Raw genomic sequence first — 26255 nt, 5'->3', positions numbered from 1 at the left:
AAGTCCAGGCAGAGCGGTCAGTGATCCTTTTTGCGGATCTGCTTATCGTGATTCTCGCCCCACTCCTTGGCTTGTGCAGTGGCAATGGCGATGGCCCGCCCCTCCTCATATCCGTCCTCCAGCAGCGCATTGGCGATCTCTACCGCTTTATTGCGTACAGGCGCCGTGAAATTCTTCAGTGAATCCGGGTAGTTCTCCTTGTTCCATGGCATGACAAAAACCTCCTTGATCGGGCTATACTCATACTTAGCCGGATCAGGGAGGTTCTAAACTGCTTACCGCAGGGTTTGCTTATTTAATTACCTTCACGCGCTCTTCAATCGGCTGGAATTCCTTCTCGCCTGGAGGAGTCAGGATGTTACCGAATGGCATCTGGGCAATCAGCTTCCAGTCCGCAGCAATACCAAAGGTCTCCTTCACTTCATCATCGATCAGCGGGTTATAGTGCTGAAGGGAGGCTCCCAGACCTTCTTCGGCGAAGGCAGTCCATACTACATATTGCAGAATCCCGGAGGACTGGTTGGACCAGATCGGGAAGTTCTCAGCATACAGTGCAAAGTTCTCCTGCAGGTGCTTCACCACTGCCTGATCTTCATAGAAGAGCACAGTGCCGTAGCCGGCTTTGAAAGAGGACAGCTTCTGAGCTGTGCCTTCGAATTGTTCAGTAGGAACGATCTTACGCAGGGTTTCTGCTGTAATATCCCACAGCTTATCATGTTGTTCGCCCAGCAATACTACAGCTCTGGAGCTTTGCGAGTTGAAGGAAGTTGGGCTATGTAGAACAGCCTCTTCTACAATCTTCTGAATTTGTTCATCAGAGATTGGGGATTCTTTACTGATGGCGTATATGGAACGTCTGCCTTTTACCGCTTCAAAAAAAGTCTTAGACATAAAATAACTACCTCCATTTAATTAAGTAACTTACTTTTTTTAATCATAACACTTTTCCGACCTGAATACAACACATCATTCACAACTTTTTCCTGTACCAGCTCTTTATTTGTATAACCGCTCTTAGTGTCGCTGAATTGCGTTCATTTATGCACCTTCCACTATTTTCTATAAGCTATTCTGGAGGTTTAGAAACAACAGCTAACATATCGTATATACAACCCGGTCATAAATAAGCTACAATGATTCAGCTAAAATATAGAAAGAAGGTTAAGCTATGCGCGTCTCGCTTCATAACCGCACAATCCATGCGGTGAAGCTCACCTTAATGATGCTCCTCTCCTCCATCCTCATCCTCAGCGGGTGTGAAGACTCCGCTTCTTCTGCCTTGAATACTGTTCCAGCAGTTGCTGAGGCCGTGACCCCTGCTGCAGAACCCGGAGAACCTGTATCCTTCTGGGTCGCCACCGATATGCATTATCTGGACAAAGCCCTGGAGGACGGCGGTCAAGCCTTCCAGACCTATGTCACAGGCGGCGATGGCAAAATGCTTCCTTACAGCGATGAGCTGACCGAAGCTCTGGTCCGGGATGTGGAACAGAACAAGCCGGCCTTCCTCATTCTGAGCGGCGACCTCACGAATAACGGTGAAGCTGGCAGTCATAAAGAGCTGGCCGCGAAGCTGCACCGGATGGAGGCTGCGGGAACCCGAGTCTACGTGACTCCAGGCAACCATGATATCAATAACCCCTGGGCCAGATCGTTCGACGGTGACAAGCAGGTCGTTGCCAAGCATATTAATGTAGAGGATTTCCTGCGCATCTATGATGATTTCGGATATAACGAGGCGGTCTCGCGGGATGCGGACAGCTTAAGCTATGCGGTGAAGGCATCACCCGGCCTGTGGCTGCTGATGCTTGATAGTGCCCAGTATGCACATAACGAAGAATATAATTTTCCGCAGACCGACGGGCGCCTGCTGCCCTCCACCCTTGCCTGGATCGACGACAATGTGAAGCGGGCCGCTCAGGAGCATGCGTCTGTGATTACCGTGATGCATCATAATCTGCTGAGCCATACCTCCATGGCCGTCTCCGGGTTCAAGCTCAATAACAGCCAGGAGACGATGAAGGCTTTTCGCAGGAATGGGCTAAACCTGGTATTATCCGGGCATATTCATATGCAGGATATCCGCCGCGATCCTCCAGAAGCCTCGATAGATCCGGCTTTACCTGTCTATGATATTGCTACAAGCGCCTTCGCGGTGAATCCGCACCAGTACGGCAGAATGACCTTCGATCCCGCTTCACGGGCCGTGACCTACCACACCGCTCAAGTAGATGTTGACGGCTGGGCCAAAGCCAACCACAAGACTGATCCGAACCTGCTGAACTTCAAAGCGTATGCGGAGCAAATTTTTGCAGAGAACTCATATGACAAAGCGATGAAACGGCTTAAGGAGAGCAGCTTCACGGAGGCGCAGAAGCAGTCGATGGCTGAGGTGATGTCGAAGCTGAACGTGAAGTATTTTGCCGGGAACGCTGCTGATTCGCTGGAGGAGATCCGGGCGATGCCGGGATTCAAGCTGTGGGAGAGTATGGAGGGCGGCTTCATGTCCGGATATATCCGCAGTATGGCGGAGCACGCAGAAGTGAGCAATACCTCGCTGGAGATGGTTCTGACTACACAATAGCAGACAGCAAAGCCTCCCTTACGTTCGGCAATTCCTTGTGTGAATTGGTAAATAGTTAAGATTTGAAATCCAAGCAGGGTCGGCGCTGCGGTGAACATTTGGACTTACGGCCGCTGTTGTCCCCAGATTTCTTGATTTAAACCACTCTTCGTGGTAGAAATCCGGTGACAAAGGCGGTCGCTATCGCTCCTACAGTTCCAAATTTCCCCTCCGCTTCTCTTTGCTTTTAATTTACGGATAACAGGGCTATGCCTTACGCTTACTTTGCGGTTCGCACTGGAGTAATTAGAAAAAAAGTTGAAGAAAGATCATTCTTCGGGTGTATGACCATCGGGCTCATTTTGCCGGTGAATCGCAAGCGTACGAACTCACTACTCGTACCATTTAGGATGTCTGCCACATACTTTCCATTTAGCGAGATCGTGAAATCCTCCCCGTTCTTCTCGAGTATAGATACCTCGTCCTCTATATCTCCGATTTCTGCGGTTTGGGATAACAAACGTAGTCTGTCGGCAGTGGTCTCTAACCTTATAATACTTTCACTCGCCAATACCGTCGTCCGTTCGACGGCTTTTAACAGAGGCGCTGTTCCAATTGTAATCTCTGATATAAAAGTGTGCGGAATCACATGGTGCAGGGACGGGTACTCCCCCTCAATTAAAGCAGATTGAACCATAATATGGTTAGCTGTGAATCTAACATGACGGTTGGTTACTTCAACTTCTGTTGTTCTGTCCTCGCCGTCCATGATTTTAACCGCTTCAACTAAATTTCTGCCAGGTACAATAATATGCCTCTCTATCTCAGCATCATGTTCCACATCTATAGTCCGGGAAGCCAGACGAATACCGTTAGTAGCCGTTAACTGTAACCGATGATTTCTATACTGAAAAGATACCCCGGTCAACACAGGCCTATGTTCTGATAAAGAAGCCGCTCCTGCTACTTGTAGGATAGAAGCCTTCAACAGTTGATTATTAACTGCTAATTTAAGTACAGCATGATTCTCAGCAGGATGTATCGCCGGATAATCTACAGCATCCATTCCACATAACCGAATTTGTGTATGTTCTGAGGAGATAGTGAGCCGTAAGGATCTGTCGACTTCCAAAGTAATCATCCCAGCATCAGACTTACGTATGATTTCGCAGAAATACCTTGCCGGTACAACCACTTCTCCAATTCTCTGAACCGTCAAAGAGGTATCTTCCCCGGGAATTCGATACTGGATAGTCATACTGCTATTGCATGTCGTAACTACTAGTTCATTGGTTAGAGCTTGTATATGAACCCCTGCCAGTATGGGAATCTGTTGGTTTGCAGGTACAGCCTTAAGCACTTGCTGAAGAGCTTTGAGAAGAATATCCTTGCTTACGTTGATCCGCACTGGCTTCACCCGCTTCCATAAGCTACATTACAAATCGGTAGACTCAATCAGAGATCGGATAAGCTCCGATCGGGACAATTTATGCTCTGCGCAATGTTGTTCAACCTTCTCCCAAAGCTCACTAGTTAAGGTTACCGAGACTTTTTTCGTTACACCTATGTTCTTGCGGCCTGCTCCCTCCCGGGGACCTCCTCTTGCAGACATGAACCCTAATTGACCTTCTTTATTAGAAAGACCTATTTTTAGATCATTTTGAGTCAATTTAATTAGTCCTCTCTTTTTTTGATTTAGGTTACCTATTTCAATATTTCTATTATTATTTTACCACATGACTTATGGGCTTACAATGTTACGAATGAATGATGAACCTGGCTGTATACCAAAAAACTGACCTCGCAATTAAGCAAAGGCCAGTTCAACATGGAGCGTTCCATGAGTTATACGGTTAAGTCACCATCCAATCACCATTCCTCCCGCCGCACCGGCTACCACAACCAACCAAGGCGGCAGCTTCCAGAAGACCAGCATTACGAACAGAATGACAACGAGGGCAAAGTCCAGGGGCGCGAGGATGGCTGTCGTCCACAGGGGGTCGTACCAGGCGGCAAGCAGGATTCCGACCACAGCGGCATTGATTCCGGTTAAGGATCCTTGCATCCGGGGGCTCCTTCTTAAGCTGTTCCAAAAAGGCAATGCCCCCGCAACCAGCAGAAAGGCTGGCAGGAAAATCGCGAGCGTGGCCACGATGGCCCCGGGAACACCGGCGGTCATTGCCCCAAGATAGGCTGCAAAAGTGAACAACGGACCCGGTACAGCCTGCGTGGCCCCGTATCCCGCCAGGAATTCGGCTTGGCTCACCCAGCCGGCAGGAACAACTTCTTGTTCCAGCAGCGGAAGCACGACATGTCCACCGCCGAACACTAAGGCACCAGAACGATAAAAGCTGTCAAATATCGCTAACGGTCCCGCCTCAGCCGTCCCTCTAAGGAACGGGAGCACTATCAGGAGTACGCCGAACAATGCTAAACAAACGATGCCAGACGACCGGCGGATGGGGATCGGAAGATTTGTCACGTTCTCCGTAGAACTGTGGCGGTACAGCCATACCCCGGCTATGCCCGCTACAGCAATCGTGAGAATCTGGCTGTAGCCCGTCTGCCATGATAATGTAACACCTGCCGCTATAACCGCGATGGCTACTCTTTCCCGGTCCGGGGTCAGCTTCTGCCCCATGCCAAGGATGGCCTGGGCAACAATTGCTACAGCTACGATCTTCAGACCGTGAATCCAGCCTGCATCGGCAATATCATAGCCCTGCAGCAGGAAGGCAAACGCGACCAGCGCAAGGACGGAAGGTAAAGTGAAGCCCAGCCAAGCCACTATACCACCCAGCCAACCTGCCCGCACCATTCCAATGCCAATCCCCACCTGACTGCTCGCGGGACCCGGTAGGAACTGGCAGAGCGCTACCAGATCCGCGTAGCTCCGTTCATCCATCCATCTCCGGCGGCGGATATATTCATTGTGGAAATAACCCAGATGGGCGACCGGTCCGCCGAAGGAGGTAAGACCCAATTGGGCCGATACAAACAGGATCTCAAGTAAAGCTCCAGCTTTCCCCTTCCGATATTCTCCCGGTACCGTCTGTTTCTCTGCTTGCATACCTGTTGCTCCCTTGCCTCCAGAATGTATACCTCATTCCAGATTATCATCCGCGTTCAAGCATTGGATAAAAGGTGCAGCAGTGTTTCGTAAATATGCAGTGAAAATCGGCATTTAAGGAGTCAGCTTGACACTCTCCAGCCGGTCAATCAGCTTACGAAGGCCAGCTTCATCCGCTCCATAAGGGCGGACATCCTCTCCAAGCAGCTTATCCATCTCTTCTCTGGCGAACGTGAAGCTGTAAGTTATGCCTTCATCAGCAAGTGAGTAATTAATAATATCCGCGTTATCAATCAGGCTGAACAGCAGGATCGAATTATGCAGGAGAGGCTCCCGGCTTAACGCCTGAAGCTCATCGTTCCACATTCCCTTAATATCGTTCACTGTATAATTGATGGTTAACTCATACGGGCGGGAGCCGGTTGTCAGCTCAATGCCTGCCCTCTCCAGTCCCTGGGGCAGCGGCATTGCACCAAGCAGCGCTGTGACCTTGCTGGCGTCGCCAATATACTTTGTCTTATTCTCCAGCAGCTGATCCACCGTATAACCGGAATATAGCTGCTGCGACGGACGATGCACAGGCTTGGGATTAGCGGTACATCCAATCAGCAGGATCACAAGGACGAGGGTAAAAGCGGCCACACTCCCCGAGGTCGGCTGGCGGTAAGCAAGAATATGCTTAATCCGTGCCTTTACACTGCTCTCTCCAAAAGCCAGCGGACTGCCGGTCATAAGACCGCTCCGGCGGGTTGAAAATCCAAGCAGGGAGCCTGAGTAGCTGCTTTTAACCTGCGGACCCAGCTTCCGGATTACCGCCTCATCGCAGGACATCTCCATATCCTTGCTCATGAGCACAAAAGACAGCCACATCAGCGGATTGAACCAATGGAGAATGACCAGCAGGAACATCAGCGGCTTGATCAGGTAATCCCGCCGGTTAATGTGAGTCTGCTCGTGCAGCAGGATATGGGACAGCTCCTGTTCACTCATCCCGGCCGGGATGTAGATCTTTGGCTTCAAGAAGCCGAATACGAACGGAGTCATGATCTGGTCCGTCTCAAAGACATGCCCCTTCACAATTGTTGCTGTACGGACACTGCGCATGACTCTCATATAAGAGAACACGCTGTACAGGAGCAGTACTATGACACCTGTCAGCCAGATCATACTGCCGGCCCACAGGATGACTTGCACCGGATTCACGCTTGCTGACGGTGCTACGGGCGGAAGCAGACTGTTCCACAGGCTTCCTGCTGAACCTGTTCCGGTGTCCAATGCAGGTTGCGCTTGCCTCCCTATATTTTTCGGAACGAATTGCAGCTGCCCTGTGCCGGACGAGCCTGCAGGCCCTGCCAGCCTCAGGATACTGAAGCTTGAAGTGAAGCTGACAGGCAGGATCAGCCTGATCATTACTGCGGACCATAGCATATAGGAGAAGATCTTGGGGGCGCGCCGCAGCAGAACTCTCGCCAGCATTACGGCGACGGCTACATAGCTGGCAGTAATGCTCATGTTCAGAATGCTGATCCACAGATCTGTCATTGGGAGGCCTCCTCGATAATCCTCTTCAGCTCTGCCGCTTCCTTCGCGGACAATTTCTTATCCCCGAGAAAAGCAGTCAAAAACTGCGGCAACGACCCGCCAAAGGCTTTGTCCACTACCGTCTGGCTCTCATGCCGCTGCGCCTCCGACTTCGGGATGACAGCTGTGACCATGGCCCCCTCGTTTCTGAGAATTCCCCGCTCACATAGCTTTCTTAACACGGTATAGGTCGTGGATTTCTTCCAGCCCAGCGCCGAGAGGCTCAGCTTCACCAGCTCTGTAGAATTAATCGGCTCATGATCCCAGATCAGGCAAGCGAATTTATATTCAGCATCATATAATTTGTAGGGCTCCATCCTGTTCACTCCTTATAAGTTTATTGCAGTAGACCTAATGACGTTAAGTCTATTGCAATAAACCTATATTGTCAAGGAGGCGCCAGGTAATCCCGCAAAAAAAAACCGGAACCGCCTGATTGCTCAGGGGTCCCGGTTTTTTGACTAGAACGTTACTTCTTACGGACGTTCAATCCAGATATAGCCGTCATCATCCACTTCAACCGTGGCGTGCAGGCCTTCAGCCAATACACGCAGCGGCACATTAGCATCTCCATACTCATCTACGAATACGGCTAACGGAAGCTTCACGGTCTTGCCGGCAATTTGTGCCTGCGCGGAACCAATTTTGAATACGAGCTGATCGCCGTATACATCGTCGGTAACCTTAATCGACTTGTTAGGCCCATCCCACTCAACCTTAGCGTCCAGATCCTCTGCCACATAGCGCAGCGGTACATAGGTAGTGCCATTCTTCACGACCGGATAATAGTAATCGTCGTCCGGTGCGATCATCAGGCTCTTGGAGGTAATTGCCATCTCCTCTTTGAGCAGCTTATAGACGGATGAATTGGCATCGAAGCTTCTCAGCGTCTCACCCGGCGTAAGATCTCCCTTGGAGTAATCAATTGCGCCTGTCGTGCTGATCGGATCAGCTGTTACCGGACCATTCACATTCCAAGTCTCGGACACCAGCTTCATGTTGATGCTCTGCAGCGGCAGATATTCATCGGCCGGAAGAGCAACATTGAAGTCAATGTTCTGTTTGCGGACATGGAAGCCGCTATCCACGAAGATATCCGCAGTCAGCTTCGTATCCTTGCCGAGAACAGTCTTGAGTTCAGGGGTCGATTCATAGAGATTCTCCAGTTGCTTGTCATAGACGAGCAGGAGAGCATCCACCGCCAGCTTGGCCGCATCATGCACTACGGTGACTACCCCTTCTTTGTCTTCCAGCGGAATATCGCCCAGACCGATGCTGTTCAGATCTTCAGCTCTGTCTTTGATCAGCGGATACATGTAATCATAGAGTCCGTTGATCAGGGCAGTGAAGCCTTCGGTATCCTTAGACACAGATCTCAGGAAGCTCTTAAGCAATACCGGAAGCTCTTCCCCTGTAATTTCCGTATGTAGCTTCGTCAAGCTGGTTGGCTGGCCGTATACGGATTCATTTACTGATGTCACTGTGATCGCACCCGGATTCGGAAGATTCTTGATCACAAACTGGGAGGCCAGCTTAGTGAATTCCAAGGTCTTGGCAGGATCGGTTGCTTCCAGGCCGAGCAACATTTCATTGCTCTGAAGCGGCATGTAGAACGGCTGCTTCGCGCCTTCTGCGGTGAAGACCAGGTTCTTCTGGTCGGTGAAGAGTGAGAAAGGAATCTTGAACTCCTTGTAACCCACAACTCCCGTGGCCGAGACATTGCCGTTATCCTGAACCTTCACATGGCCAAGCGTAAGCGATAAGGAATTAATAAGATCAACAACTTCGCGGTCCTCTGCGGTGATGCCTGCAGCAGGAACAGCGCTCAGGGTCATCGTAGTGCTGGATTCAGAGGATTTGACATCCAGATCCCCCAGCAGTGCCTTATTGACATCGAAGCCGCCAACCGCCTGGCAGCCTGACAGAATCAGCAGCAGGGCGAGAATCGGCACCAGCCATTTGGTTCTTGCTTTCATTTTCTTCATAGCATGTCTCCTCTAGCTCATAATTTGGCAACGTACCCATCATCTCAGAGGAGCATCAATTTGTAAATACAGCACCTGGAAATGATGAACCCTCATACGCTAAATAAACTCCGCCATTCTATAAATACCCATTCTTTGAAAAAGAGAAACTTTACCAACGCAAGGATTGCTAAATGGGCCGGATAAAAGCACCACCAGACCCAGCGCGGCAGACGCTTCTTCTCCAGCAGCACCCAAAAACTCGGGGTCAGCGCAATCAGAAGGGTCGGAATAATGCTGGCCATCTGCACCAGCCAATTATAATAGAACAGATAGAATACATTCAGCGCCAAATGCGCCAGCACCAGCACATAAGAACGGGTATACCGGAAGATCAGCACCAGCAGCAGGCCGTAAGCGTTATAGTCCAGCGGCAGAGCATCCATCAGCAGCACAGCTACAACCACTACCGGAATACCCGCCCACAGATTCGGCAGCTTATCAAGCAGGGCAAGGACCAGCGCTGAGATCAGCAGGGTAAAGACGACATTCCAGCCTCCCGGATGAATCGCCAGATTGTACGGAATCTGTGCCAGCACCGCAATGACAAGCAGCCGCCGCAGATAGCGGGGTCTGGAGGAGGTATGGATATAGCCTTGCACCAGCGCGTAGCAGTAGATCGGGAAGGCAATTCTCCCCACATATCTCCAGGCAAGCTCACCCGGGAAAAAGATCAGCCCAACATGGTCAATCAGCATGGTCAGCATGGCAATAATCTGCATCTGTAGCCTCCTGTACTATATAAATTGAACTAATGGTTTTTATGTTTTGGGATTAGCCGTGACTCCAGAGAAGTTTTGGACTTCCGGCCGCTGTTGTGTTTGAATTTCCTAAATTAAACCGCATTACGCGGTAGAAATTCAAACACAAAGGCGGTCGCTTCCGCTCCTCCAGTTCCAAAATTCCCCTCCGCCACTTTTCCTTTAACTTAAATTTTAGTTCAATCTATATAACATGAAATATAAAGCACCTTAGGTGCTATTATCCATGCCAGAGCCGTATGCTGCAAGCTGTGCGGGAGAACTTGTACGACAGGCAAGCCGGAGCCGCTCCCTCTGGAGCAGTTCCGGCCGGGTTCTATCTTACTATCAGGCTGTCTTCGACTTGTTATAGATATCAAAGCCTACCGCCAGCAGCAGCACCAGTCCCTTGATCCCCTGCTGCCAGTCTACGCCGAGGCCGACGAGCGACATACCGTTGTTCATGACGCCCATGACCAGACCTCCGATAATAGCACCGACTACGGTTCCGATTCCCCCGGACGCGGAGGCTCCGCCGATGAAGCAGGCAGCGATAGCATCCAGCTCGAAGTTCGTACCGGCCTTAGGGGTAGCCGAGTTCAGCCGGGCCGCGAAGACCAGACCGGAAAGGGCAGCGAGTACACCCATGTTGACGAATACCCAGAAGGTCACCCGTTTGGTTTTGACGCCGGAGAGGCTTGCTGCCTTCTCATTGCCGCCCAGGGCATAGATATGCCGCCCCATGGTCATGTGGTTCATGACGAAGGAGTACAATACGATCAGCACCATCAGAATCACAAGGATATTAGGAATCCCGTTATATTGTGCCAGAACATAGGTGAACAGGTTGATGACGATCACCAGCGCAGCAGCCTTGGCAACGGACATCCAGACCGCAGACCGCTCAAAACCGTACTTCACTGTGATCCTGCGGCTGCGGATTTCCTGATAGATCACCAGCAGCGACAACAGAACACCGATGATCAGGGTCAGCACATTCAGCGAGCCCACGCTTGCGACATCAGGAATGAACCCGGAGCTGATCTTCTGAAAAGTCTTCGGGAAAGGTGCAATCGACTGCCCGTTCAGCACGATCATCGTCAGGCCCCGGAACAGCAGCATGCCCGCCAGGGTAACAATGAACGCCGGGATTTTGACATAAGCGACCCAGAAGCCTTGCCAGGCCCCGACCAGCGCGCCCATCAGCAGCGAGATGACTACGGCCAGCACCGGATTCAGCTCCATATCCACCATCATAATGGCCGACAGGGCACCGATGAAGGCAGCTACCGAGCCGACCGAGAGGTCGATATGCCCAGTGATGATTACCAGCACCATCCCGATAGCCAGCACCAGTATGTAGCTGTTCTGCAGAATGAGATTGGTCACGTTCAGCGGCTTCAGCAGAATGCCGTCGGTCAGAATTTGAAAGAACACCGAAATAAAAATCAAGGCAATGATCATGCCGTATTGGCGGATATTTTTTTTGAACAGTTCACTAATGGCTCCCATGCGGTGTTACCCCCTGCTTCGTGTCATAAATTTCATCAAAAGCTCCTGCGACGCATCCTTCCGCTCGACTTCCCCGCTGATCCGCCCTTCACACATGGTGTAGATCCGGTCGCACATCCCGATGATTTCCGGCAGCTCGGAAGAAATGACCAGCACGCCCTTCCCCTCTGCGGCAAGGCTGTTGATGATGGAATAGATTTCGTATTTGGCCCCGACATCGATACCCCGCGTAGGCTCATCCAGGATCAAAACATCCGGCTGGGCGTAGATCCATTTGCTGAGTACCACCTTCTGCTGGTTGCCGCCGCTGAGATTCACGGTTTTTTGCAGGATGCTGGGGGTCTTGATATTCAGCTTCTTGCGGTATTCCTCTGCGACCAGCACTTCCTCGTTCTCATTAATGACGCCATGGCGGGAGAGCTTCTTCAGGCTGCTGAGCGAGATGTTCCGCTTGATATCGTCGATCAGGATCAGGCCGTAATGCTTGCGGTCCTCGGTCACGTAGGCTAACCCATGCTCTATCGCCTGGCTGATGTTATTCAGGTGTACTTCCTTGCCGTGCATAAAAGTCTGGCCGCTGATCCGCTTGCCATATGACTTGCCGAACACACTCATCGCCAGCTCCGTGCGCCCTGCGCCCATCAGCCCGGCAATGCCGACCACCTCACCCCGCCGGATGTGGAGATTAATTTGATCCAGCATTTTGCGGCCCGCCTGTGTCTCATGATAGACATTCCAGTCACGGATCTCGAAGATCGTCTCTCCCAGATCCGGTGTGCGCTCAGGGTAACGGTTCGTCAGATCGCGCCCGACCATGCCTTTGATAATGACATCCTCTGTAACGGCATCCTGCTTCATATCCAGGGTCTTGATGGTCTGTCCATCCCGCAGAATCGTGACGGAATCCGCTATTTTCTCGATTTCGTTCAATTTGTGGGAAATGATAATCGAGGATATCCCCTGCTTCTTCAGCTCCAGAATGAGCAGCAGCAGGTTCTCGCTATCATCCTCATTCAGCGCCGCTGTCGGTTCGTCGAGAATGAGCAGCTTCACTTCCTTGGAGAGCGCCTTCGCGATCTCTACAAGCTGCTGCTTGCCGACACCTATCGTAGAAACTCCTGTAAACGGCGATTCCTTGAGGCCGACGGTGGTTAGCAGCGCCTTGGTCTTGACCGTCGTTTCGTTCCAGTTGATCACCCCGCGTCTGGCCTGTTCATTGCCGAGGAAGATGTTCTCCGAAATCGACAAATACGGAATCAGCGCCAGCTCCTGATGGATAATGACGATCCCCAGGCCCTCGCTGTCCTTGATATCCTTGAACTGGCATACCTGCCCCTGGTAATAGATATCCCCTTCATACGTCCCGTGCGGATACACTCCGCTAAGCACCTTCATCAGCGTGGACTTGCCTGCCCCATTCTCTCCGCAGAGGGCGTGGATCTCGCCTGCCTTCACCTGCAGATTGACTGACGAGAGCGCTTTGACGCCGGGGAATGTCTTGGTAATACCTTTCATCTCCAAAATAATTTCGCTCATGTGCCTCTCACCCAGCTTTCCTTGTGACTGTGCAGCGGTTCTCCGGCGGCGCTCCTTGCTCCGAAGCTGCCGCCGGTACCCGCCAGACCTGCGCTATGACGGCTATTGTCCCAGCTGATCCTTGGTGTAGTACCCGCCGTCCACCAGCACTTTATCCACATTGCCCGCATCCACAGAGACCGGCTCCAGCAGGTAGGACGGGACGATTTTGACCCCGTTGTCGTAGGTGGTGGTATCGTTGACTTCAGCTTCGGTCCCCTTCAGCACACTCTCCGTCATCTCCACTGCCTTCTTGGCCAGCTCGCGGGTATCCTTGAATACTGTCTGGGTCTGCTCTCCGGCCAGAATGGACTTCACGGAAGCCAGCTCGGCGTCCTGTCCGGTAACCACCGGAAGCTTCTTGTCACCGGAGCCGTAGCCTACCCCCTTGAGCGAAGACAGGATACCGATGCTGATGCCATCGTATGGAGACAAGACTGCGTCCAGATTATCGCTCGCATAGTTCGCACTCAGCAGGTTATCCATCCGTGACTGGGCGGCAGCGCCGTCCCAGCGCAACGTAGCTACCTTATCCATCGTAAGCTGCTTGCTGCGGACCACCAGTTTACCGGAATCGATATATGGCTTCAGAATCGACATGGCGCCGTCGAAGAAGAAGTAGGCATTGTTGTCATCCGGCGATCCGCCGAACAGCTCGATGTTGAACGGGCCCTTGCCGTCCTTCAGGCCAAGCTTCTCTTCAATGTAAGAGCCTTGCAGCACACCCACCTTGAAATTATCGAAGGTTGCATAATAGTCTACGAATTCACTTTTTTTGATCAGACGGTCATAAGCGATCACCTTAACGTTGGCGTCATGCGCCTTCTGCAGCACGTCCGTCAGCGCCTCACCGTCAATTGAAGCGATTACAATTGCGTTCACACCTTTGGTGATCATGTTCTCAATCTGCGAGACCTGATTCTCCACCACATCCTCCGCATATTGCAGATCTGTGCCGTAGCCCAGCTTCTCGAACTCCTTGACCATGTTGTTGCCGTCATTCACCCAGCGCTCCGAAGATTTGGTCGGCATCGCGATGCCCACCTTGCCCTTCGATGTATCCCCGCCGCCGGAAGAGCTGCCAGCGCTGCTGGATGAATTACCACTGTTGCCGCATGCAGATAAGATGAGTACCAGTGTTAGCAGAAGCGTGATCATTGAATATTTTTTCATTCCTGCACTACCCCCTGAACTATTCTGATGTCTTCCACAGGTGTTCCCGTGTGACAAATCGAGTATAGCAACCGGGGGCAGGTGCCGTATTTACACTGAGGCTACTGTTTTTGTGAAAATATAACTTTTTATATGCAAAAAGGAATGCCCTCTCGCCTATAGATGGCTACTGAAGCATTCCCCACTATTCATTCTGTATCTTCAGTTACTTGCGTACCTCAGCCTGCACCCCTTTACGGAACTGCAGCGGCGCCACACCGGTCTGCTTCTTGAAGGCCGTGCTGAAATAATGCTGGGTCTCATAGCCCGACTGCTCCGCCACCTCGTTAATACTGAGGTCGGTTGAATGCAGAAGCTGGGCGGCCCGGCGGATACGGGTCTGGGTCAGATACGTGCCGAAGGATTGGCCCAGCTCCTGCTTGAACAGGCGGCTCAGATAGACCGGGGAGGCTTGAAGCAGGCCTGCTGTGGCCTCCAGGGTAAGCTCGCATTCGCTGTAATGCTCCTGGATATGCTGCTTCGCCCGGCGGACGAGCGGGGACAGCGGCTGCTCCTTGACCAGCGCCACCCGGCAGCTCCGGTAAGCGGCAGCAAGCTCTGTAATCTCTCCCTGGATCAGCCGCGTGCCGACTTCAACAGCGATTTTGAGATGGCTGCGCACTGCGGCCTCCACTCCGGCCAGGATGCGCTCACAGGCGGCATCCCACAGCAGGATAACGATCAATCCGGCGGCGTCCCGGAACATCACCTTGGGATACGGGTCCAACAGCTCGGCGGCGATATTCTCTATGGCGAACAAGAAGAGCTGCCGCTCTTTCTCCTTCATCGCCGGATGCTGGCCCTCCCACCTCCAGCGGATGATGCCGATCAGCTCCGGCCGCTGCGGCGGAAGCTTGAGGAATTGCAGCTGCTCCCGGATCTCCGCCTGGCTCAGATTACCATCCAGCCATTCCTGGCAGAAGCGCTCGCGCAGCAACGGGAAGTTCTTCATCAGCTGCCGGGAAGCCTGCTCCAGATGCTGGCTCTGCTGCCGCTCGGACTCCAGCTCATCGCGGACGCCCCGCAGCACCTGCATCAATTGCTTCGGCTCCGCAGGCTTGAGAATATAATCATTCACCTGCAGCCGGATCGACTCCTGGGCATAGGCGAATTCATCGTGGCCGGTGATCACAATAATCTTGCAGCCGGGCAGTGCCTCCCGCAGCCGCTTCATCAGCTCCATGCCATGCATAATCGGCATGTTCAGATCCACCAGGGCGATATGAATGGCATTCTCCACGGCCAGCTCCAGCGCCTCTTCCCCGTCTTCTGCCTCTGCCGTCACCTCCATGCCCAGGCTATCCCAGTCCACGCATTGCCGGATGCCCTCCCGGATAATGCGCTCATCATCGGCAATGATTACTTTCCATTTCTCTATCATCTGCGGATCATCCTCCTCTGTCCTAATCCTTCTCAGGGTAATGCTCACGAACAACCGGATGACATACGGTTACAAGAGTTCCCTGCCCCGGTCCGCTCTCAATCTGGATACCGTACGGCGCTCCATAGGTCAGCCTGATCCGCGCCTGCACATTCAATATGCCGTAGCCGCTTCCTGCGGTGCCTGTTACAGCCATGTCCGTCTCCGTACGCTCCAATTCTTCTGCGCCAACCGCTTCGAGCCGCTGTCTGAGCTCCTTCAGCTTATCCGCAGACATCCCTGCACCATCATCGCGTACGGTAAGATACAGGTCGTTGTCCCGTTCTACAACTGCAATGGAGAGGTGGCCGGGGCCGCGTCGTTCCTTGATGCCGTGATAGATCGCGTTCTCCACCATCGGCTGCAGCAACAGCTTAAGCACGTACAGCTCCTGTAAGTGCGGCTCCACTTCAATGGAATAGGTCAGCTTGGTGCTATAACGAACATGCTGAATTTTCAGATAGCTGACGATATGCTCCAGCTCATCGGAGAGCGGTATGATATCACTCCCTTTGCTTAAGCCCAGCCGGAACAGCCTGGAGAGGGACTGGACGACCTCGGCGATATCCTCCGCTCCCTTGCTGCGGGCCATCCAGTGAATCGTATCCAGCGTATTGTACAGAAAATGCGGCTTGATATGCGCCTGGAGACTGCGCAGCTCCGCCTCACGCTTTTGCCGCGCCTGAAGCTCGGTCAGGGATAGCAGCCGGCTAATCTGGGCCAGCATCGTATTGAAGCTGCGGCCGAGCAGCCCGATCTCATCGGATCGGCTGCCCCAGTAGCGGATCGTCAGATCACCGGACTGTGCCTTGCTCATGAAGGAGGCCAGCTGGCCGATAGGACGGGAGATCGAATAGGCCAGATAGAATGAGGCGGTCATGCCCAGCATACAGACCACAAATACAAACGTGACAACATTGAACGTAATCTCGCGGATTCCATAAGCCGACTCATCCATCGGGAACACGCCCATCGTGGTCCAGCCGGTAAACGGCGAGGTCCGGTAGATCAGCTGAAGCTTGCGGCCGTCTACTGTCTCCGAGGTAATGCCCGAGGACTCGGTGAACAGACCTGCCGGGATGTTACGCATTAAAGGGTGCTGCGGCGCGTAAATCATCTCTCCGCGATTGTCCACCACCGTCAGATATCCGGTTTTGCCGAGCGTGACATCTCTAGCCGTCTCCGCGATCACCCGCAGCTTCAGATCCACCAGCACCACACCCTGGACCACCTGCGTCTCAGGATTCACAATGGCCCGTACAGCAGAGACCACCTCGCTCTCCTTATAGTCCACATGGGACCTGACCGCACGGCCATACGGATGCCCGACGATCAGGAAGATCCCCTTATTCTCTGCCGCCTGCTTGTACCAGCTCTCCTCCGTCAGCCGGGTACCGGAACGGGTATACATCTCGTTGCTGATGAAATCGCCTTCACGGTTGACCAGCATGATGCCTGCTATCTCGGAGCTGAGTGTGGTGAATCCCTGCAGAAATTTGCGGATATTGTATTCCGCCGATTCCCCATTGCCCGCTGCGGGGTCCGGCTGTGCCGGAGCCGGTGACGCCCCCTTCAGGAACTTCTGGACGCCCGGATCGAACGAGATCAGGTACGTAATTTTCTGCAGATTCTCCACATCACTCTCTATGGCGGTATTTACCTTGCGGATGAGCTGCATCGTGTTCTCGGTACTCTGCTCCTCCACGATCCTGTCCACCGTCCAGCCAATCAACAGCCCCAGTCCAATGGAAGGCAGAATGCTAATCAGCAAAAAGTGAATAATCAGCTTATAGCGGATCGGCATATTATTCAGCTTCAGCTTCTCCATGCTCACGCCGGTCTTGTGCATCCCAGGCTCCCCCTCTGCCGCCTATTTGGCATAATAATTGTCCACATTCTGCCGCGTGACCACATCAATTCCGGTATCTACAGAATCGGGGACAGGCAGGGGCTTGTTATTGGCATAGGCCTCAGGATCAGCCTCCAGATCACGGTGCAGATGAAACAGCTCGGTCAGCGACCAATAACCCATATTCCAGGTGCCCTGGGCCATGGTTGCGGCAATCTTGCCTTCCTTCACCAGATCGAGTGTGCCTTTATCCGTATCGAAGCTGATAATCTGCGGGACCGGTCCGCTCCCAGGGGCGGCATCCACAGCTTCCGCGACCCCGATGCCTCCATTACTTTCCGTGGCAAAAATTCCCGCCAGCTGCGGATAACGCACCAGCAGCTGCTCGGCAGCCTCCCTGGACGCCACCTGATCTCCCCGCCCATCCTTAACCGCCACCAGCTTCATCTGCGGGTATTTGCTGCGAATTGTGTCCGTGAAGCCGTCCGTCCGCTCCTGGTGATTATGCTGATCCGGTGTGGTGATAATAGCTACCTCGCCCTTGCCCCCGGTCAGCTCGGCCATCTTATGCGCCGCCTTCGTTCCGGCATTATAATTGTCCGTTCCCAGGAAGGAATACGCCTTGCTGCCCTCCGCTCCCGAATCAAACAGCACCACCGGAATACCACTCTCCACAGCCTTGTTAATCGTCGCTGTAAGCAGCTTGGAATTCACGGCCGAGATGGCAATTCCCGCCGGCTTCTTGGCGATGGTCTGCTCCAGCACCGTCATCTGTTCACTCGCATTATGCTGGGTGGAGCCGTGATACTCGACGGATACATTAAGCTCCTCTGCGGCGTCCTCGAAGCCCTTCAGCACGCTTTTCCAGTAATCTATGCCGATCTGGAACGTAACCATCACGTATTTGTCCTCAATATTGCCGCGCAGTCCCGCAGTCTCCCACGGGTCTGCCGCATTCCCCTGCTGCTTGTAATTCAGCACGTAGAGTACGAAGATGCCGATTAGCAGCACGTAGACAAGCCCAAGCTTTTTCACATATGTAACCCCTTTCATAACAATGAATGCTGAAGGCCCTAGGTCCCCAGGTTCTTCCATCTATGTCCAATCTAGTCTACTGGCTTGGCAGCCGTTCCGTCAATTACGTTACTGGGCCAATAGTTAAAAACTCGTTATCTGCTACGACATTTTATGTCGTACCGCTTGTTCTATACTGGACAGGTACCATCAATTCAATGAAACGAGGATTACAAGAATGTCAAAAACCAAACGCGGACGGGTACTCTGGACCCTTCCTTCCCGTGGACGCGGCACCTGTCCGGTCTGCGGGACCACCCGGATCAAGCTGCTCTACACCAAAATAAAATCCGACGGCAGCGCCCTGAAGGTCTGCAAGCGCTGCGACAAAGCGACGCAGGTTAGAGTGGACGCAGCAACCAAGTAAAATGACGCAAGGATGCCCCCTGCTTCATGCTTCGTGCATGGATGCCGGAGCATCCTTGTTTCTTTGAGAGGAACGCTCACGCTGGTCTAAAGCACCATCTCCAGCTATACTGGAGGCTGACAGAAAGGAGCGGGAGCAGCATGAGCCATATTCACCGGATTCAGTGGTTTGACCAGCAAGTCCGCCAGCTTACTTATCCGAACAGCAGCAAGCTGGCGGAGCAGTTCGAGATTTCCAGGCGCCAGGCCCAGCGGGATATTGAATACCTGGCGGAATCGCTGCGGGCCCCGCTCCGCTATGTAGCGAAGCAGCGCGGATATATCTATGAGGACAACAGCTTCGTGCTCCCACATCTGTACATTACGGACGAGGAGCAGCGGGTGCTGAAATATCTGGCTTACCGGTATAGTCACTATGATTATGAGAACGCCCAGACCATCCGCAAGGTGGGCGGTCTGCTGGAGCGGTTCACGGCGCAGCCGCTTGCGGACAGGGAGATTAAGCTGCCTGTATTTGAAGTGAATCCCCACCGACTGCAGGTCATGGAGATGCTGGAGCAGGCTATTCAGGCCCGCAGGGTGGTCCATGTTCTCTACCTGAACGGGCAGGATCCCCCGCAGGAGCTGTATCTCTGTCCCCTACAGCTAAGCCGGCGGATTGAAGATGATTATCTCGTGGCCGCTGTGGAAGGAGACGGGCGGAGTGAGTATTACAACCTGTCGGGCATCCGTGAGCTAACACTGACCAGCAGGGTTTTTATAGCCGGGGAGAACGGCCCTGCAGCTCCAGCCGGGCAGGCCAGATCCTTGAAGCCGTTCACGGCAAGAATCCGGTTACCCGGAATACCCCGGGAGCCGTCTTGGGGAGGTTACCAGCTTCGCGCCGCTGACAAGGATATCTACGAAGTTGATTTTTATGATACCAGCGCGTTCATTGCACATCTGCTCCACTCGGAGTGGAGTGCCCTCCTGGCCCCGAAATGGCTGAAGGAGAAGCTCCGCAGCATCTGTGAGACAGTAGTGAGCCGCCTGGATGAACAGGAGAATGAACATTGAGCAAACGAACAGGTGTAATCCTTGACGTCCGGATGCAGCGTGAATCGAAATCCTTTACCGATGCGCTCTATGCCGTACTGACTGCCGCCGGGTTATTCGAGGGTCCAAAATTCATGCTCTCCGGGCTAAGCGGCATGGCCTTCAAATTCACCGTACATGAGAAGCTCCTCCCCATGTCTGTTACGGCTTACGGACAGTGGGGCACAGAGCATCGCCGGGCTGTCGACAACCTCGGGATCTTCTTGGTGGATGACGGCGGGAGAACCAGACATGATTCCTTCGGGGCGTATCAACGGATCGCTATTGACTGTGTCAAGCAGAGTCTGGACCGCGGTCTGGCCTGCCTCTACTGGATACCGGAATTCGGAGTGATTCATGGTTATGATGAGGATGACCGGGTGTTCTATGTACAGGATGGCTGGTCCGATGCGACACAATATGTGCTGTATGATAACTTCGGCCTTAACTTCACGCCCTTCTGGGACTGTATGTATGTCGGAGAGCGGGTGATGATTCCGTTGCAGGATACTGTACTTGAATCACTTCGGCTTGCGCTGGAGGATTGGGAGACTCCTCACAAAACACTTCCTGACTTAAGCCTCGGTTCAGGCCGCCTGGCCTACAGCTTCCTGATCCGGGCGCTTCAGCAGGGCGGATTCGACAGCTACGGCGCTATTTACATCCTTGAATCGTATATGACTTCACGGATCGAGATCTCCGCTTATCTGCAGGAGGTTCAGTCCGTATTGCCGGGGCTGGAGGAGGTTCAACACTTGTATGCTGAGCTGGTGGAGGGGCTGAGGGGACCGTTCACGGCTGCAATCTCTGAGAAGAACAGCGGCAAGCTGCTAATGCAAGTTCAGCTTCCCTCCCTCTGCTCTGCTTTGAAGAAGGCCTTGGAGCTGGAGGAACGGGCGATGCAGCAGGTTACAAAAATTTCTGGGCAGTACCCGGACCGGAAGCGGTCCACACTGCCCAGATGGGGGGCGCACACCGCACGATGAATGAACATCATAATAAGCACGCTTCAGCCGCTGCGGATCAGCCGCGTGTGCCGCCCGCTTCTTCTTTTGCAGATGCGATGCACCAGGTCCTGTCGGCCAAAGGCTGGTTCACACTCTCCAAGCCCATGCTGGCCGGAATGACGGCCTTATGTTTCCGTCTGTCGGTACACAGGCAGCTTCACCCGGATTCTGCTACGGCATATAACTGGGCGGCTGAACATTGCGTAGCAGCAGATCTGATTGGTATTATCGCCATGCAGGGTGCAGGCTTTAACTTCAGCCCTACCTTCCCTCTCTATCAGAAGCAGGCTATTTCAGAAATCCGCAGATCACTTGAGCAAGGCACCGGTGTGGTCTGCTGGAAGGACCGTTTCATAGTGATTACCCGCTGTGATGATGAACGGCAGCTTTTCTATTACACAGAGAATGCTTCTGCCGCAGAACTGGAGCTGCCTTACGAGCAATTCGGAAGGAATGAATCGCCATATTGGTATGGCCAAATCTATGAAGGCCAGATCCGCAAGGATATCGTTCAGGTGCTCAGAGAGTCCTTCATCCAGGCGGTGTATAAGGCAGAGGTTCATGATCTGATGCTGCCGGAATCGCAATATGCCTGCGGTTTGCAGGCCTATGATGCTATGCTGGAAGCCTTGGCGGACAACACCTATGATGCTGCCGGAGCTTATGAGACGCTGCTCTTCTATGCAGGTTTGAAGCAGGACACTGCAGCCTACGCAAAAGAAGCCAGCCAATATTGGCCCGAAGTTGAAGGCGTTGCAGAGCATTATGCAGCTCTGGCTGCTGTCTATAATCAAATAACGCACAGTCTATGCAAGCAGACTGTACAAGCTCCAGAGGGTCCATGTTCGCTGGATGCCCAATCTCTGCTTCCACTCCTCCGGGAAGCGAAGCGTATCGAGACCGCAGCGATCCAGTCCATTCGTCTGCTGCTGCGGGAGCCGATTGAGAACCGCTTCCATGATGTGGGGCTGCGCTAAGCCACGGCGGAGTGCTCAGAACATCAGCGACTCCGCATATTTCTCCCCTTCCAGCAGGTCATATTCGACCAGACGGTAGTCATCCAGCAGCGCCTGCTGCTCAGGGGTCAGCTCCTGCAGAATTCCGGTATCGCCCGGCCCGATTAGCACCTTCTTGCTAAGTCCCGGAATTTCCGCCCGTACCTGCTCCAGCAGCTTATAAAAGGCCGGCAGCGTCTGCCCGGATAACCGGAAGACCGCAGGGCCGAGAAAGGCCGGGCTAAGCGTCCCGAGCGGCTCTTTCCCGATCTCAAAGTTAGCGAGTACCAACAGCTTCGTCTCATGCTTCAGCCTTGGCTCCTGATCCCAGCCTGCTGCGGTATAGATCCCGGCGCTGAGCGCAGGCAGATGATCTCCCCAGAACACCGCGATGGTGGACCGCTTGATCTTCAGCAGCTCCTGCTGGAGATAAGCCATGGCCTCGTCTGTCAGCTTGGTATCCTGCACATAAGTCTCCAGCTCATCCTTCTGCTCTGGCAGTCCGCCTTGAACGGTGATGGTATTCGGTCCGTTCAGGCCTTTGGTGAAAGGAAAATGATTCTGCATCGTCACCAGATGCAGGAATGCCGGGCCCGATGCCTCTTGAAGCTGCCGGACCGCCTCCTGTACAGCTGCTTTATCCGAGACATACCCCTCTGGAGTCAGGCGGTCAGCGTCCGGCAGATCCTTCTCACTTGTGAAGCGGTCGAACCCCAGCACCGGATAGACACGGTTACGGTTATAGAAGGTATCATCGAACGGATGCAGCGCCAGTGCCTCATACCCTCTGTCCTTCAGAATACTGACGATCGACGGCAGGGAGGACATTTTGACGATGCGCTGTTGATAAGGAATCGTTCCATCCCCCAGAAAATACATCGACAGCCCGGTCAGGGCCTCGAACTCCACATTAGCCGTATTGCCGCCGAATTCCGGGGACAGCAAATAACCGGACGGCGTCTGGCCCGCCACCCCATGGATGAACTTCAGCGGATCTTCGCTAAGCGTATATCCGGGCAGGCGCGTAGGGTCGAAGAACGCCTCATTCATCATAAACAGAATGTTCGGCTGCTCCCCTGGCGCGGCCTGTGCCGGCGCCTCCGGCAATGCCGAATACTTGGCAGCTACCGCCTCAACCGCTTCGCGGGTGTAGCCCTCCGGCTTGTCCATCAGGCTCTGCCTCAGATTCCCGGCGAACGCATACACGAACCCGTTCTGCGTATAATTCACCTTCTGATTCCAGAAGATGTTCTGATAGCTCATTGCTGCAACAACCGGAGATTGACCGGTGACCAGCACAAGAAACCATGCGCTGAGCCCTACAGAGATCCCCGCCAGCGTCACGCGCAAGGACAGTCTGATCCGGTTCTTCGGCAGCTTAATAATCACAAGGACCAGACCGGCAACCAGCAGAACAGCGGTCCCTATAGCAAACGGAGAGATCATCCCGCTGGTAATCTTGCTCATTCCTTCGGCATTCTTCAGCAGCATCAGATCCCACGGAAACAGCGGTTCTCCTCTCGTAGCCAGCTTCTGATCACTGGCAATCCCCAGCAGCACGAACAGCGCCGAGATCACCGCCGGCCCCGCATACGCATTCGGCACGATCACTGAGCTTAAGAGCAGGATGAAGAAAATAAACAAACTTCCGGTACAATACAGCCAAGGATAAGCGCCAACCCACTTTAGCGCATGAAGCACATCCATCCGAAAAGAAGCAGCCTGCAAAAACAAATTCAGCCCAAATCCTATAGCCAGTAAAATGATCAACAAATACAACAAACGCTTCGATGGCAATATCCGAGACAAGTTCATTCACTCCTAACTATTAAAGGAGTAGTATACGCCTTTAAGCTTAAAACCGCCTTAAAATTCATTTCCCAAATGAGTACAACGCTACAAAAAAGAGCAGCATCCATACATCAGACGCTGCTCTTCTCTTTTCTTTTCTATTCTCATCCCAGCGGGATAGACTGAAAAGGATAATAACTAATTAGGCCAAGGATTGAAGGGGGATTTTGGAACTGTAGGAGCGGTAGCGTCCGCCTTTGTCCCCGGATTTCCACCGCGGTAAGCGGTATAAATCAAGAAATCTGGGGGCAACAGCGGCCGGAAGTCCAAATATCCACCGGAATGACGCCTGTGCCTAAGCCGCCTAAGCCTACTTCACGTATATCCGGCTGCTCTCCTCCCAATATTCCCCAGGCTCCAGCCCGAACAAGCCGATGTCATCAGCAGGCAGATCCACCTTTGGCGCATTCACCAGGTTGATCTGCGGCTCAGGACAGAAGAAGCCTTCGGTTGCTCCGTTGTTCCAGATCATCCATTGCTTATACGAGGTACCCACATCATACACCAGCGTAACTCCGGCCTTGCGGTCGGTCAGCTCCATCCGGTTCCGTCCATTCTGGGCGGCTGCGGTATAGTGGTTGTCCATAGACGCGTAGAATGGATACAATCCTTCGCCGCGCAGAGCTACCTCATCAGCAGTCAGCTCCTGGAATTTGCCGGTTGGCAGCATCCGCTCGTTAAGCTCCCAGCGTTCGCCGATCGTTAGCTTAACACGGTAATCCTGCGCGCTGCTGCCTGGGGCGAACGGAGCATTAATAGCGGTATGGAACGCCAGCAGGCAAGGCATCAGCACATCACCGTCATTGTGGACCAGCAGCTGCTGGGACAGGCCGCCTTCACCGAGCGTGTAGCGCAGCTTGATCGTATATTTGAACGGCAAATACTGATAGGACGGATGGTTCTCATCCACCTTGATCGCTACAGTGACGAAGCTTTCGCTTGTGCCGGTACCGAATTCCTCTACCTCCCATGCTGCTGTATGTAGGAAGCCATGCAGATGATTGCCGGTTTTGGCTTCATTGACAGGCAAATGATAGGTCTGTCCATTCCACGGGAACTCTCCATCCTCATAGCGGTTCGGCGGAAACAGTACAGGAATGCCGTGAATGCCCGGGTTCGCCTTGAATGCTTCCATCTCTTCCGCGCCAGGCTCATGCAAGAAACGGTAACCGCTCTCAGTATCCCGGAAGCAGATCAGATTCCCGCCGATGCCCGGCAGAATAGCCGCTTCATAACGGCCGGCCTTCAGCCAGACAGCGGCTTCTCCCTCATAGTGTCCTTCAAATGCTGTAATCGGTGTCATTACAATAATCCCCTTCCATATGATCAAAATGACTCTCTCATAGATAGAGTACCACATCTGCCGGAATGGCAACATGCCATTTTTACAGCTGCTCGACTTCGACACTCATGACATGCTCGATTTTTTTCACATCATAATAGATTTCCGTAGCATAATCCTTGTCTGGTGCAGAAACGACCATGTCGATCATCTGCCTGCCATCCTCAAGATCCTTGATCTTCATTCGCCGGATGGTCCGGCCGGTTTTGCGCGTTTTGCGCTGGTCGGTCATGACATGCCGCTGCTCAATCTTCTGAATCACATCCGTCAGGATATAGTTCGGTTCCATAATGATTTTGATGGAGATCTCGTGCTTGTTCAGCACTTCAGGTCCGATGGCTTTGATAAGCAGAGGCACAGCGTTAACCGCGAACATAAGCAGTATAACCGCATAACCCGCCTCTACATAAAAGCCTGCGCCAACTGCAATTCCGATACCGGATGCCGTCCAGATCAGCGCGGCCGAGGTTAAGCCGGAGATCGCATCTCCGCCTCTGCGCAGAATAACACCCGCTCCCAAAAAACCGATACCGCTGACAATCTGCGCTGCCAGACGCATCGGGTCCATATTGGGATGATCCGGTCCGCCGAATTTGTCATACGCATGAATAGATACCAGGGTTACCAGACAGCTGGCGATGCTGATGACCATACTGGTCCGGATTCCCAGCGGTTTCTGTTTCAATTGGCGGTCAATGCCGATGAACAGCCCGAACAGCATGGCCACAAGCAGCTTGATGATTGATTCCATATGCAGCAGGTCCATATTCATAATTTATTTTCCTCCTTCCTCGCCCGTCATGGCACATAGAATCAGTATACCTGAAATGCGCTGCAACTTTTACTGAAATTTTCTGCTGCCCGGTCAAAACAAGAAACGGACGCCTATCCCCGCTAACCGGGATCTTCAGGCAGTACTGCCTAAGGCTCCGGCAAGGAACATCGTCCGCTTCAGAGAAGACTTCACTTATCCCATCATATGAGCGATGAGTGACTTATA

General features: G+C 53.0%; 23 protein-coding genes. 5 read left to right on the top strand and 18 right to left on the bottom strand.

Translation table 11 applies throughout. The features are described from left to right. Positions 1-17 precede the first annotated feature (17 nt). Positions 18-212, bottom strand: coding sequence for a hypothetical protein (locus MKY12_RS12210; protein ID WP_036729313.1), 195 nt, complete (start codon positions 210-212; stop codon positions 18-20). Positions 213-291: 79 nt separating this feature from the next. After that, a complete protein-coding gene (locus MKY12_RS12205; protein WP_036729316.1) occupies positions 292-891 on the bottom strand; it encodes a nitroreductase family protein in 600 nt (199 codons plus the stop codon). A 277-nt stretch (positions 892-1168) separates the two neighbouring features. Here MKY12_RS12205 and MKY12_RS12200 point away from each other — a divergent pair, with 277 nt between their 5' ends. Continuing rightward, positions 1169-2584 (top strand): metallophosphoesterase, encoded by a 1416-nt coding sequence (locus MKY12_RS12200; protein WP_339313943.1) that lies wholly within the window; start codon positions 1169-1171, stop codon positions 2582-2584. Positions 2585-2843: 259 nt separating this feature from the next. Here MKY12_RS12200 and dnaN read toward each other — a convergent pair whose 3' ends face one another. The 13 genes from dnaN to MKY12_RS12135 all read right to left on the bottom strand — a co-directional run bounded on the left by dnaN (position 2844) and on the right by MKY12_RS12135 (position 18581). Then, the gene (gene dnaN / locus MKY12_RS12195; protein WP_339313942.1) at positions 2844-3971 is read right to left on the bottom strand and encodes a DNA polymerase III subunit beta; all 1128 of its coding nucleotides are present in this window, start codon (positions 3969-3971) and stop codon (positions 2844-2846) included. A 27-nt stretch (positions 3972-3998) separates the two neighbouring features. After that, a complete protein-coding gene (locus MKY12_RS12190; protein ID WP_200869585.1) occupies positions 3999-4175 on the bottom strand; it encodes a ribbon-helix-helix protein, CopG family in 177 nt (58 codons plus the stop codon). 246 nt (positions 4176-4421) lie between these two features. Next, positions 4422-5633: a chromate transporter gene (locus tag MKY12_RS12185; protein WP_339313941.1), complete on the bottom strand. Its 1212-nt coding sequence runs from the start codon at positions 5631-5633 to the stop codon at positions 4422-4424. Between the two features lie 114 nt (positions 5634-5747). Beyond that, entirely contained in the window at positions 5748-7175 is a 1428-nt protein-coding gene (locus tag MKY12_RS12180) for a M56 family metallopeptidase (protein ID WP_339313940.1), read from the bottom strand. Beyond that, complete coding sequence (locus MKY12_RS12175; protein ID WP_036729328.1) at positions 7172-7531, bottom strand: BlaI/MecI/CopY family transcriptional regulator; 360 nt, start codon at positions 7529-7531, stop codon at positions 7172-7174. The genes MKY12_RS12180 and MKY12_RS12175 overlap by 4 nt, the downstream gene beginning before the upstream one ends. A 159-nt stretch (positions 7532-7690) precedes the next feature. Continuing rightward, complete coding sequence (locus tag MKY12_RS12170; RefSeq protein WP_339313939.1) at positions 7691-9199, bottom strand: copper amine oxidase N-terminal domain-containing protein; 1509 nt, start codon at positions 9197-9199, stop codon at positions 7691-7693. 92 nt (positions 9200-9291) lie between these two features. Beyond that, positions 9292-9960, bottom strand: coding sequence for a TraX family protein (locus MKY12_RS12165; RefSeq protein WP_339313938.1), 669 nt, complete (start codon positions 9958-9960; stop codon positions 9292-9294). Positions 9961-10326: 366 nt separating this feature from the next. After that, on the bottom strand, positions 10327-11490 hold the full coding sequence (mmsB, locus tag MKY12_RS12160; RefSeq protein WP_036729333.1) for a multiple monosaccharide ABC transporter permease: 1164 nt from the start codon (positions 11488-11490) through the stop codon (positions 10327-10329). Positions 11491-11496: 6 nt separating this feature from the next. Then, positions 11497-13026 (bottom strand): multiple monosaccharide ABC transporter ATP-binding protein, encoded by a 1530-nt coding sequence (mmsA, locus tag MKY12_RS12155; RefSeq protein ID WP_339256086.1) that lies wholly within the window; start codon positions 13024-13026, stop codon positions 11497-11499. Between the two features lie 102 nt (positions 13027-13128). Further along, positions 13129-14238 (bottom strand): multiple monosaccharide ABC transporter substrate-binding protein, encoded by a 1110-nt coding sequence (gene chvE, locus MKY12_RS12150; RefSeq protein WP_339256084.1) that lies wholly within the window; start codon positions 14236-14238, stop codon positions 13129-13131. A gap of 205 nt (positions 14239-14443) precedes the next feature. Continuing rightward, complete coding sequence (locus tag MKY12_RS12145; RefSeq protein WP_339256082.1) at positions 14444-15658, bottom strand: response regulator; 1215 nt, start codon at positions 15656-15658, stop codon at positions 14444-14446. Positions 15659-15680: 22 nt separating this feature from the next. Continuing rightward, on the bottom strand, positions 15681-17546 hold the full coding sequence (locus tag MKY12_RS12140; RefSeq protein ID WP_339256080.1) for a sensor histidine kinase: 1866 nt from the start codon (positions 17544-17546) through the stop codon (positions 15681-15683). Positions 17547-17567: 21 nt separating this feature from the next. Further along, positions 17568-18581, bottom strand: coding sequence for a substrate-binding domain-containing protein (locus tag MKY12_RS12135; protein WP_339257446.1), 1014 nt, complete (start codon positions 18579-18581; stop codon positions 17568-17570). Between the two features lie 217 nt (positions 18582-18798). Here MKY12_RS12135 and MKY12_RS12130 point away from each other — a divergent pair, with 217 nt between their 5' ends. The 4 genes from MKY12_RS12130 to MKY12_RS12115 all read left to right on the top strand — a co-directional run bounded on the left by MKY12_RS12130 (position 18799) and on the right by MKY12_RS12115 (position 22044). Next, entirely contained in the window at positions 18799-18987 is a 189-nt protein-coding gene (locus MKY12_RS12130) for a hypothetical protein (protein WP_036729349.1), read from the top strand. Between the two features lie 140 nt (positions 18988-19127). Further along, a complete protein-coding gene (locus MKY12_RS12125) occupies positions 19128-20042 on the top strand; it encodes a WYL domain-containing protein (RefSeq protein ID WP_339256078.1) in 915 nt (304 codons plus the stop codon). Then, positions 20039-21046 carry a hypothetical protein gene (locus tag MKY12_RS12120; protein WP_339256076.1) on the top strand — a complete coding sequence of 336 codons (1008 nt, stop codon included), beginning with the start codon at positions 20039-20041 and terminating at the stop codon, positions 21044-21046. The genes MKY12_RS12125 and MKY12_RS12120 overlap by 4 nt, the downstream gene beginning before the upstream one ends. Further along, positions 21043-22044 carry a hypothetical protein gene (locus tag MKY12_RS12115; protein ID WP_339256074.1) on the top strand — a complete coding sequence of 334 codons (1002 nt, stop codon included), beginning with the start codon at positions 21043-21045 and terminating at the stop codon, positions 22042-22044. The genes MKY12_RS12120 and MKY12_RS12115 overlap by 4 nt, the downstream gene beginning before the upstream one ends. A 15-nt stretch (positions 22045-22059) precedes the next feature. Here MKY12_RS12115 and MKY12_RS12110 read toward each other — a convergent pair whose 3' ends face one another. The 3 genes from MKY12_RS12110 to MKY12_RS12100 all read right to left on the bottom strand — a co-directional run bounded on the left by MKY12_RS12110 (position 22060) and on the right by MKY12_RS12100 (position 26021). Further along, positions 22060-23769: an LTA synthase family protein gene (locus MKY12_RS12110; protein WP_339256073.1), complete on the bottom strand. Its 1710-nt coding sequence runs from the start codon at positions 23767-23769 to the stop codon at positions 22060-22062. 454 nt (positions 23770-24223) lie between these two features. Next, positions 24224-25216, bottom strand: a complete 993-nt coding sequence (locus MKY12_RS12105; RefSeq protein ID WP_339257444.1) for an aldose 1-epimerase — start codon at positions 25214-25216, stop codon at positions 24224-24226. 82 nt (positions 25217-25298) lie between these two features. Next, on the bottom strand, positions 25299-26021 hold the full coding sequence (locus MKY12_RS12100; RefSeq protein ID WP_036730147.1) for an MgtC/SapB family protein: 723 nt from the start codon (positions 26019-26021) through the stop codon (positions 25299-25301). Positions 26022-26255 lie beyond the last annotated feature (234 nt).

The organism is Paenibacillus sp. FSL M7-0896 (assembly GCF_037975415.1).
In the GTDB taxonomy this organism is placed as follows: domain Bacteria; phylum Bacillota; class Bacilli; order Paenibacillales; family Paenibacillaceae; genus Paenibacillus_AQ; species Paenibacillus_AQ silagei.
The sequence above is the reverse complement of the archived record's forward strand: the minus strand, read 5'-3'. Positions and strand labels throughout refer to the sequence as shown.

Excerpts from the sequence above, each read along its gene's own strand:
- MKY12_RS12105 (WP_339257444.1), bottom strand. The coding sequence starts at position 25,216 with ATGACACCGATTACAGCATTTGAAGGACACTATGAGGGAGAAGCCGCT.
- MKY12_RS12125 (WP_339256078.1), top strand. The coding sequence starts at position 19,128 with ATGAGCCATATTCACCGGATTCAGTGGTTTGACCAGCAAGTCCGCCAG.
- MKY12_RS12200 (WP_339313943.1), top strand. The coding sequence starts at position 1,169 with ATGCGCGTCTCGCTTCATAACCGCACAATCCATGCGGTGAAGCTCACC.
- MKY12_RS12190 (WP_200869585.1), bottom strand. The coding sequence starts at position 4,175 with ATGTCTGCAAGAGGAGGTCCCCGGGAGGGAGCAGGCCGCAAGAACATA.
- chvE (WP_339256084.1), bottom strand. The coding sequence starts at position 14,238 with ATGAAAAAATATTCAATGATCACGCTTCTGCTAACACTGGTACTCATC.
- MKY12_RS12110 (WP_339256073.1), bottom strand. The coding sequence starts at position 23,769 with ATGGATGTGCTTCATGCGCTAAAGTGGGTTGGCGCTTATCCTTGGCTG.
- MKY12_RS12140 (WP_339256080.1), bottom strand. The coding sequence starts at position 17,546 with ATGCACAAGACCGGCGTGAGCATGGAGAAGCTGAAGCTGAATAATATG.
- MKY12_RS12165 (WP_339313938.1), bottom strand. The coding sequence starts at position 9,960 with ATGCAGATTATTGCCATGCTGACCATGCTGATTGACCATGTTGGGCTG.
- mmsA (WP_339256086.1), bottom strand. The coding sequence starts at position 13,026 with ATGAGCGAAATTATTTTGGAGATGAAAGGTATTACCAAGACATTCCCC.
- MKY12_RS12115 (WP_339256074.1), top strand. The coding sequence starts at position 21,043 with ATGAATGAACATCATAATAAGCACGCTTCAGCCGCTGCGGATCAGCCG.
- MKY12_RS12205 (WP_036729316.1), bottom strand. The coding sequence starts at position 891 with ATGTCTAAGACTTTTTTTGAAGCGGTAAAAGGCAGACGTTCCATATAC.
- MKY12_RS12185 (WP_339313941.1), bottom strand. The coding sequence starts at position 5,633 with ATGCAAGCAGAGAAACAGACGGTACCGGGAGAATATCGGAAGGGGAAA.
- MKY12_RS12100 (WP_036730147.1), bottom strand. The coding sequence starts at position 26,021 with ATGGACCTGCTGCATATGGAATCAATCATCAAGCTGCTTGTGGCCATG.
- MKY12_RS12145 (WP_339256082.1), bottom strand. The coding sequence starts at position 15,658 with ATGATAGAGAAATGGAAAGTAATCATTGCCGATGATGAGCGCATTATC.
- MKY12_RS12175 (WP_036729328.1), bottom strand. The coding sequence starts at position 7,531 with ATGGAGCCCTACAAATTATATGATGCTGAATATAAATTCGCTTGCCTG.
- mmsB (WP_036729333.1), bottom strand. The coding sequence starts at position 11,490 with ATGGGAGCCATTAGTGAACTGTTCAAAAAAAATATCCGCCAATACGGC.
- MKY12_RS12130 (WP_036729349.1), top strand. The coding sequence starts at position 18,799 with ATGTCAAAAACCAAACGCGGACGGGTACTCTGGACCCTTCCTTCCCGT.
- MKY12_RS12180 (WP_339313940.1), bottom strand. The coding sequence starts at position 7,175 with ATGACAGATCTGTGGATCAGCATTCTGAACATGAGCATTACTGCCAGC.
- MKY12_RS12210 (WP_036729313.1), bottom strand. The coding sequence starts at position 212 with ATGCCATGGAACAAGGAGAACTACCCGGATTCACTGAAGAATTTCACG.
- MKY12_RS12170 (WP_339313939.1), bottom strand. The coding sequence starts at position 9,199 with ATGAAGAAAATGAAAGCAAGAACCAAATGGCTGGTGCCGATTCTCGCC.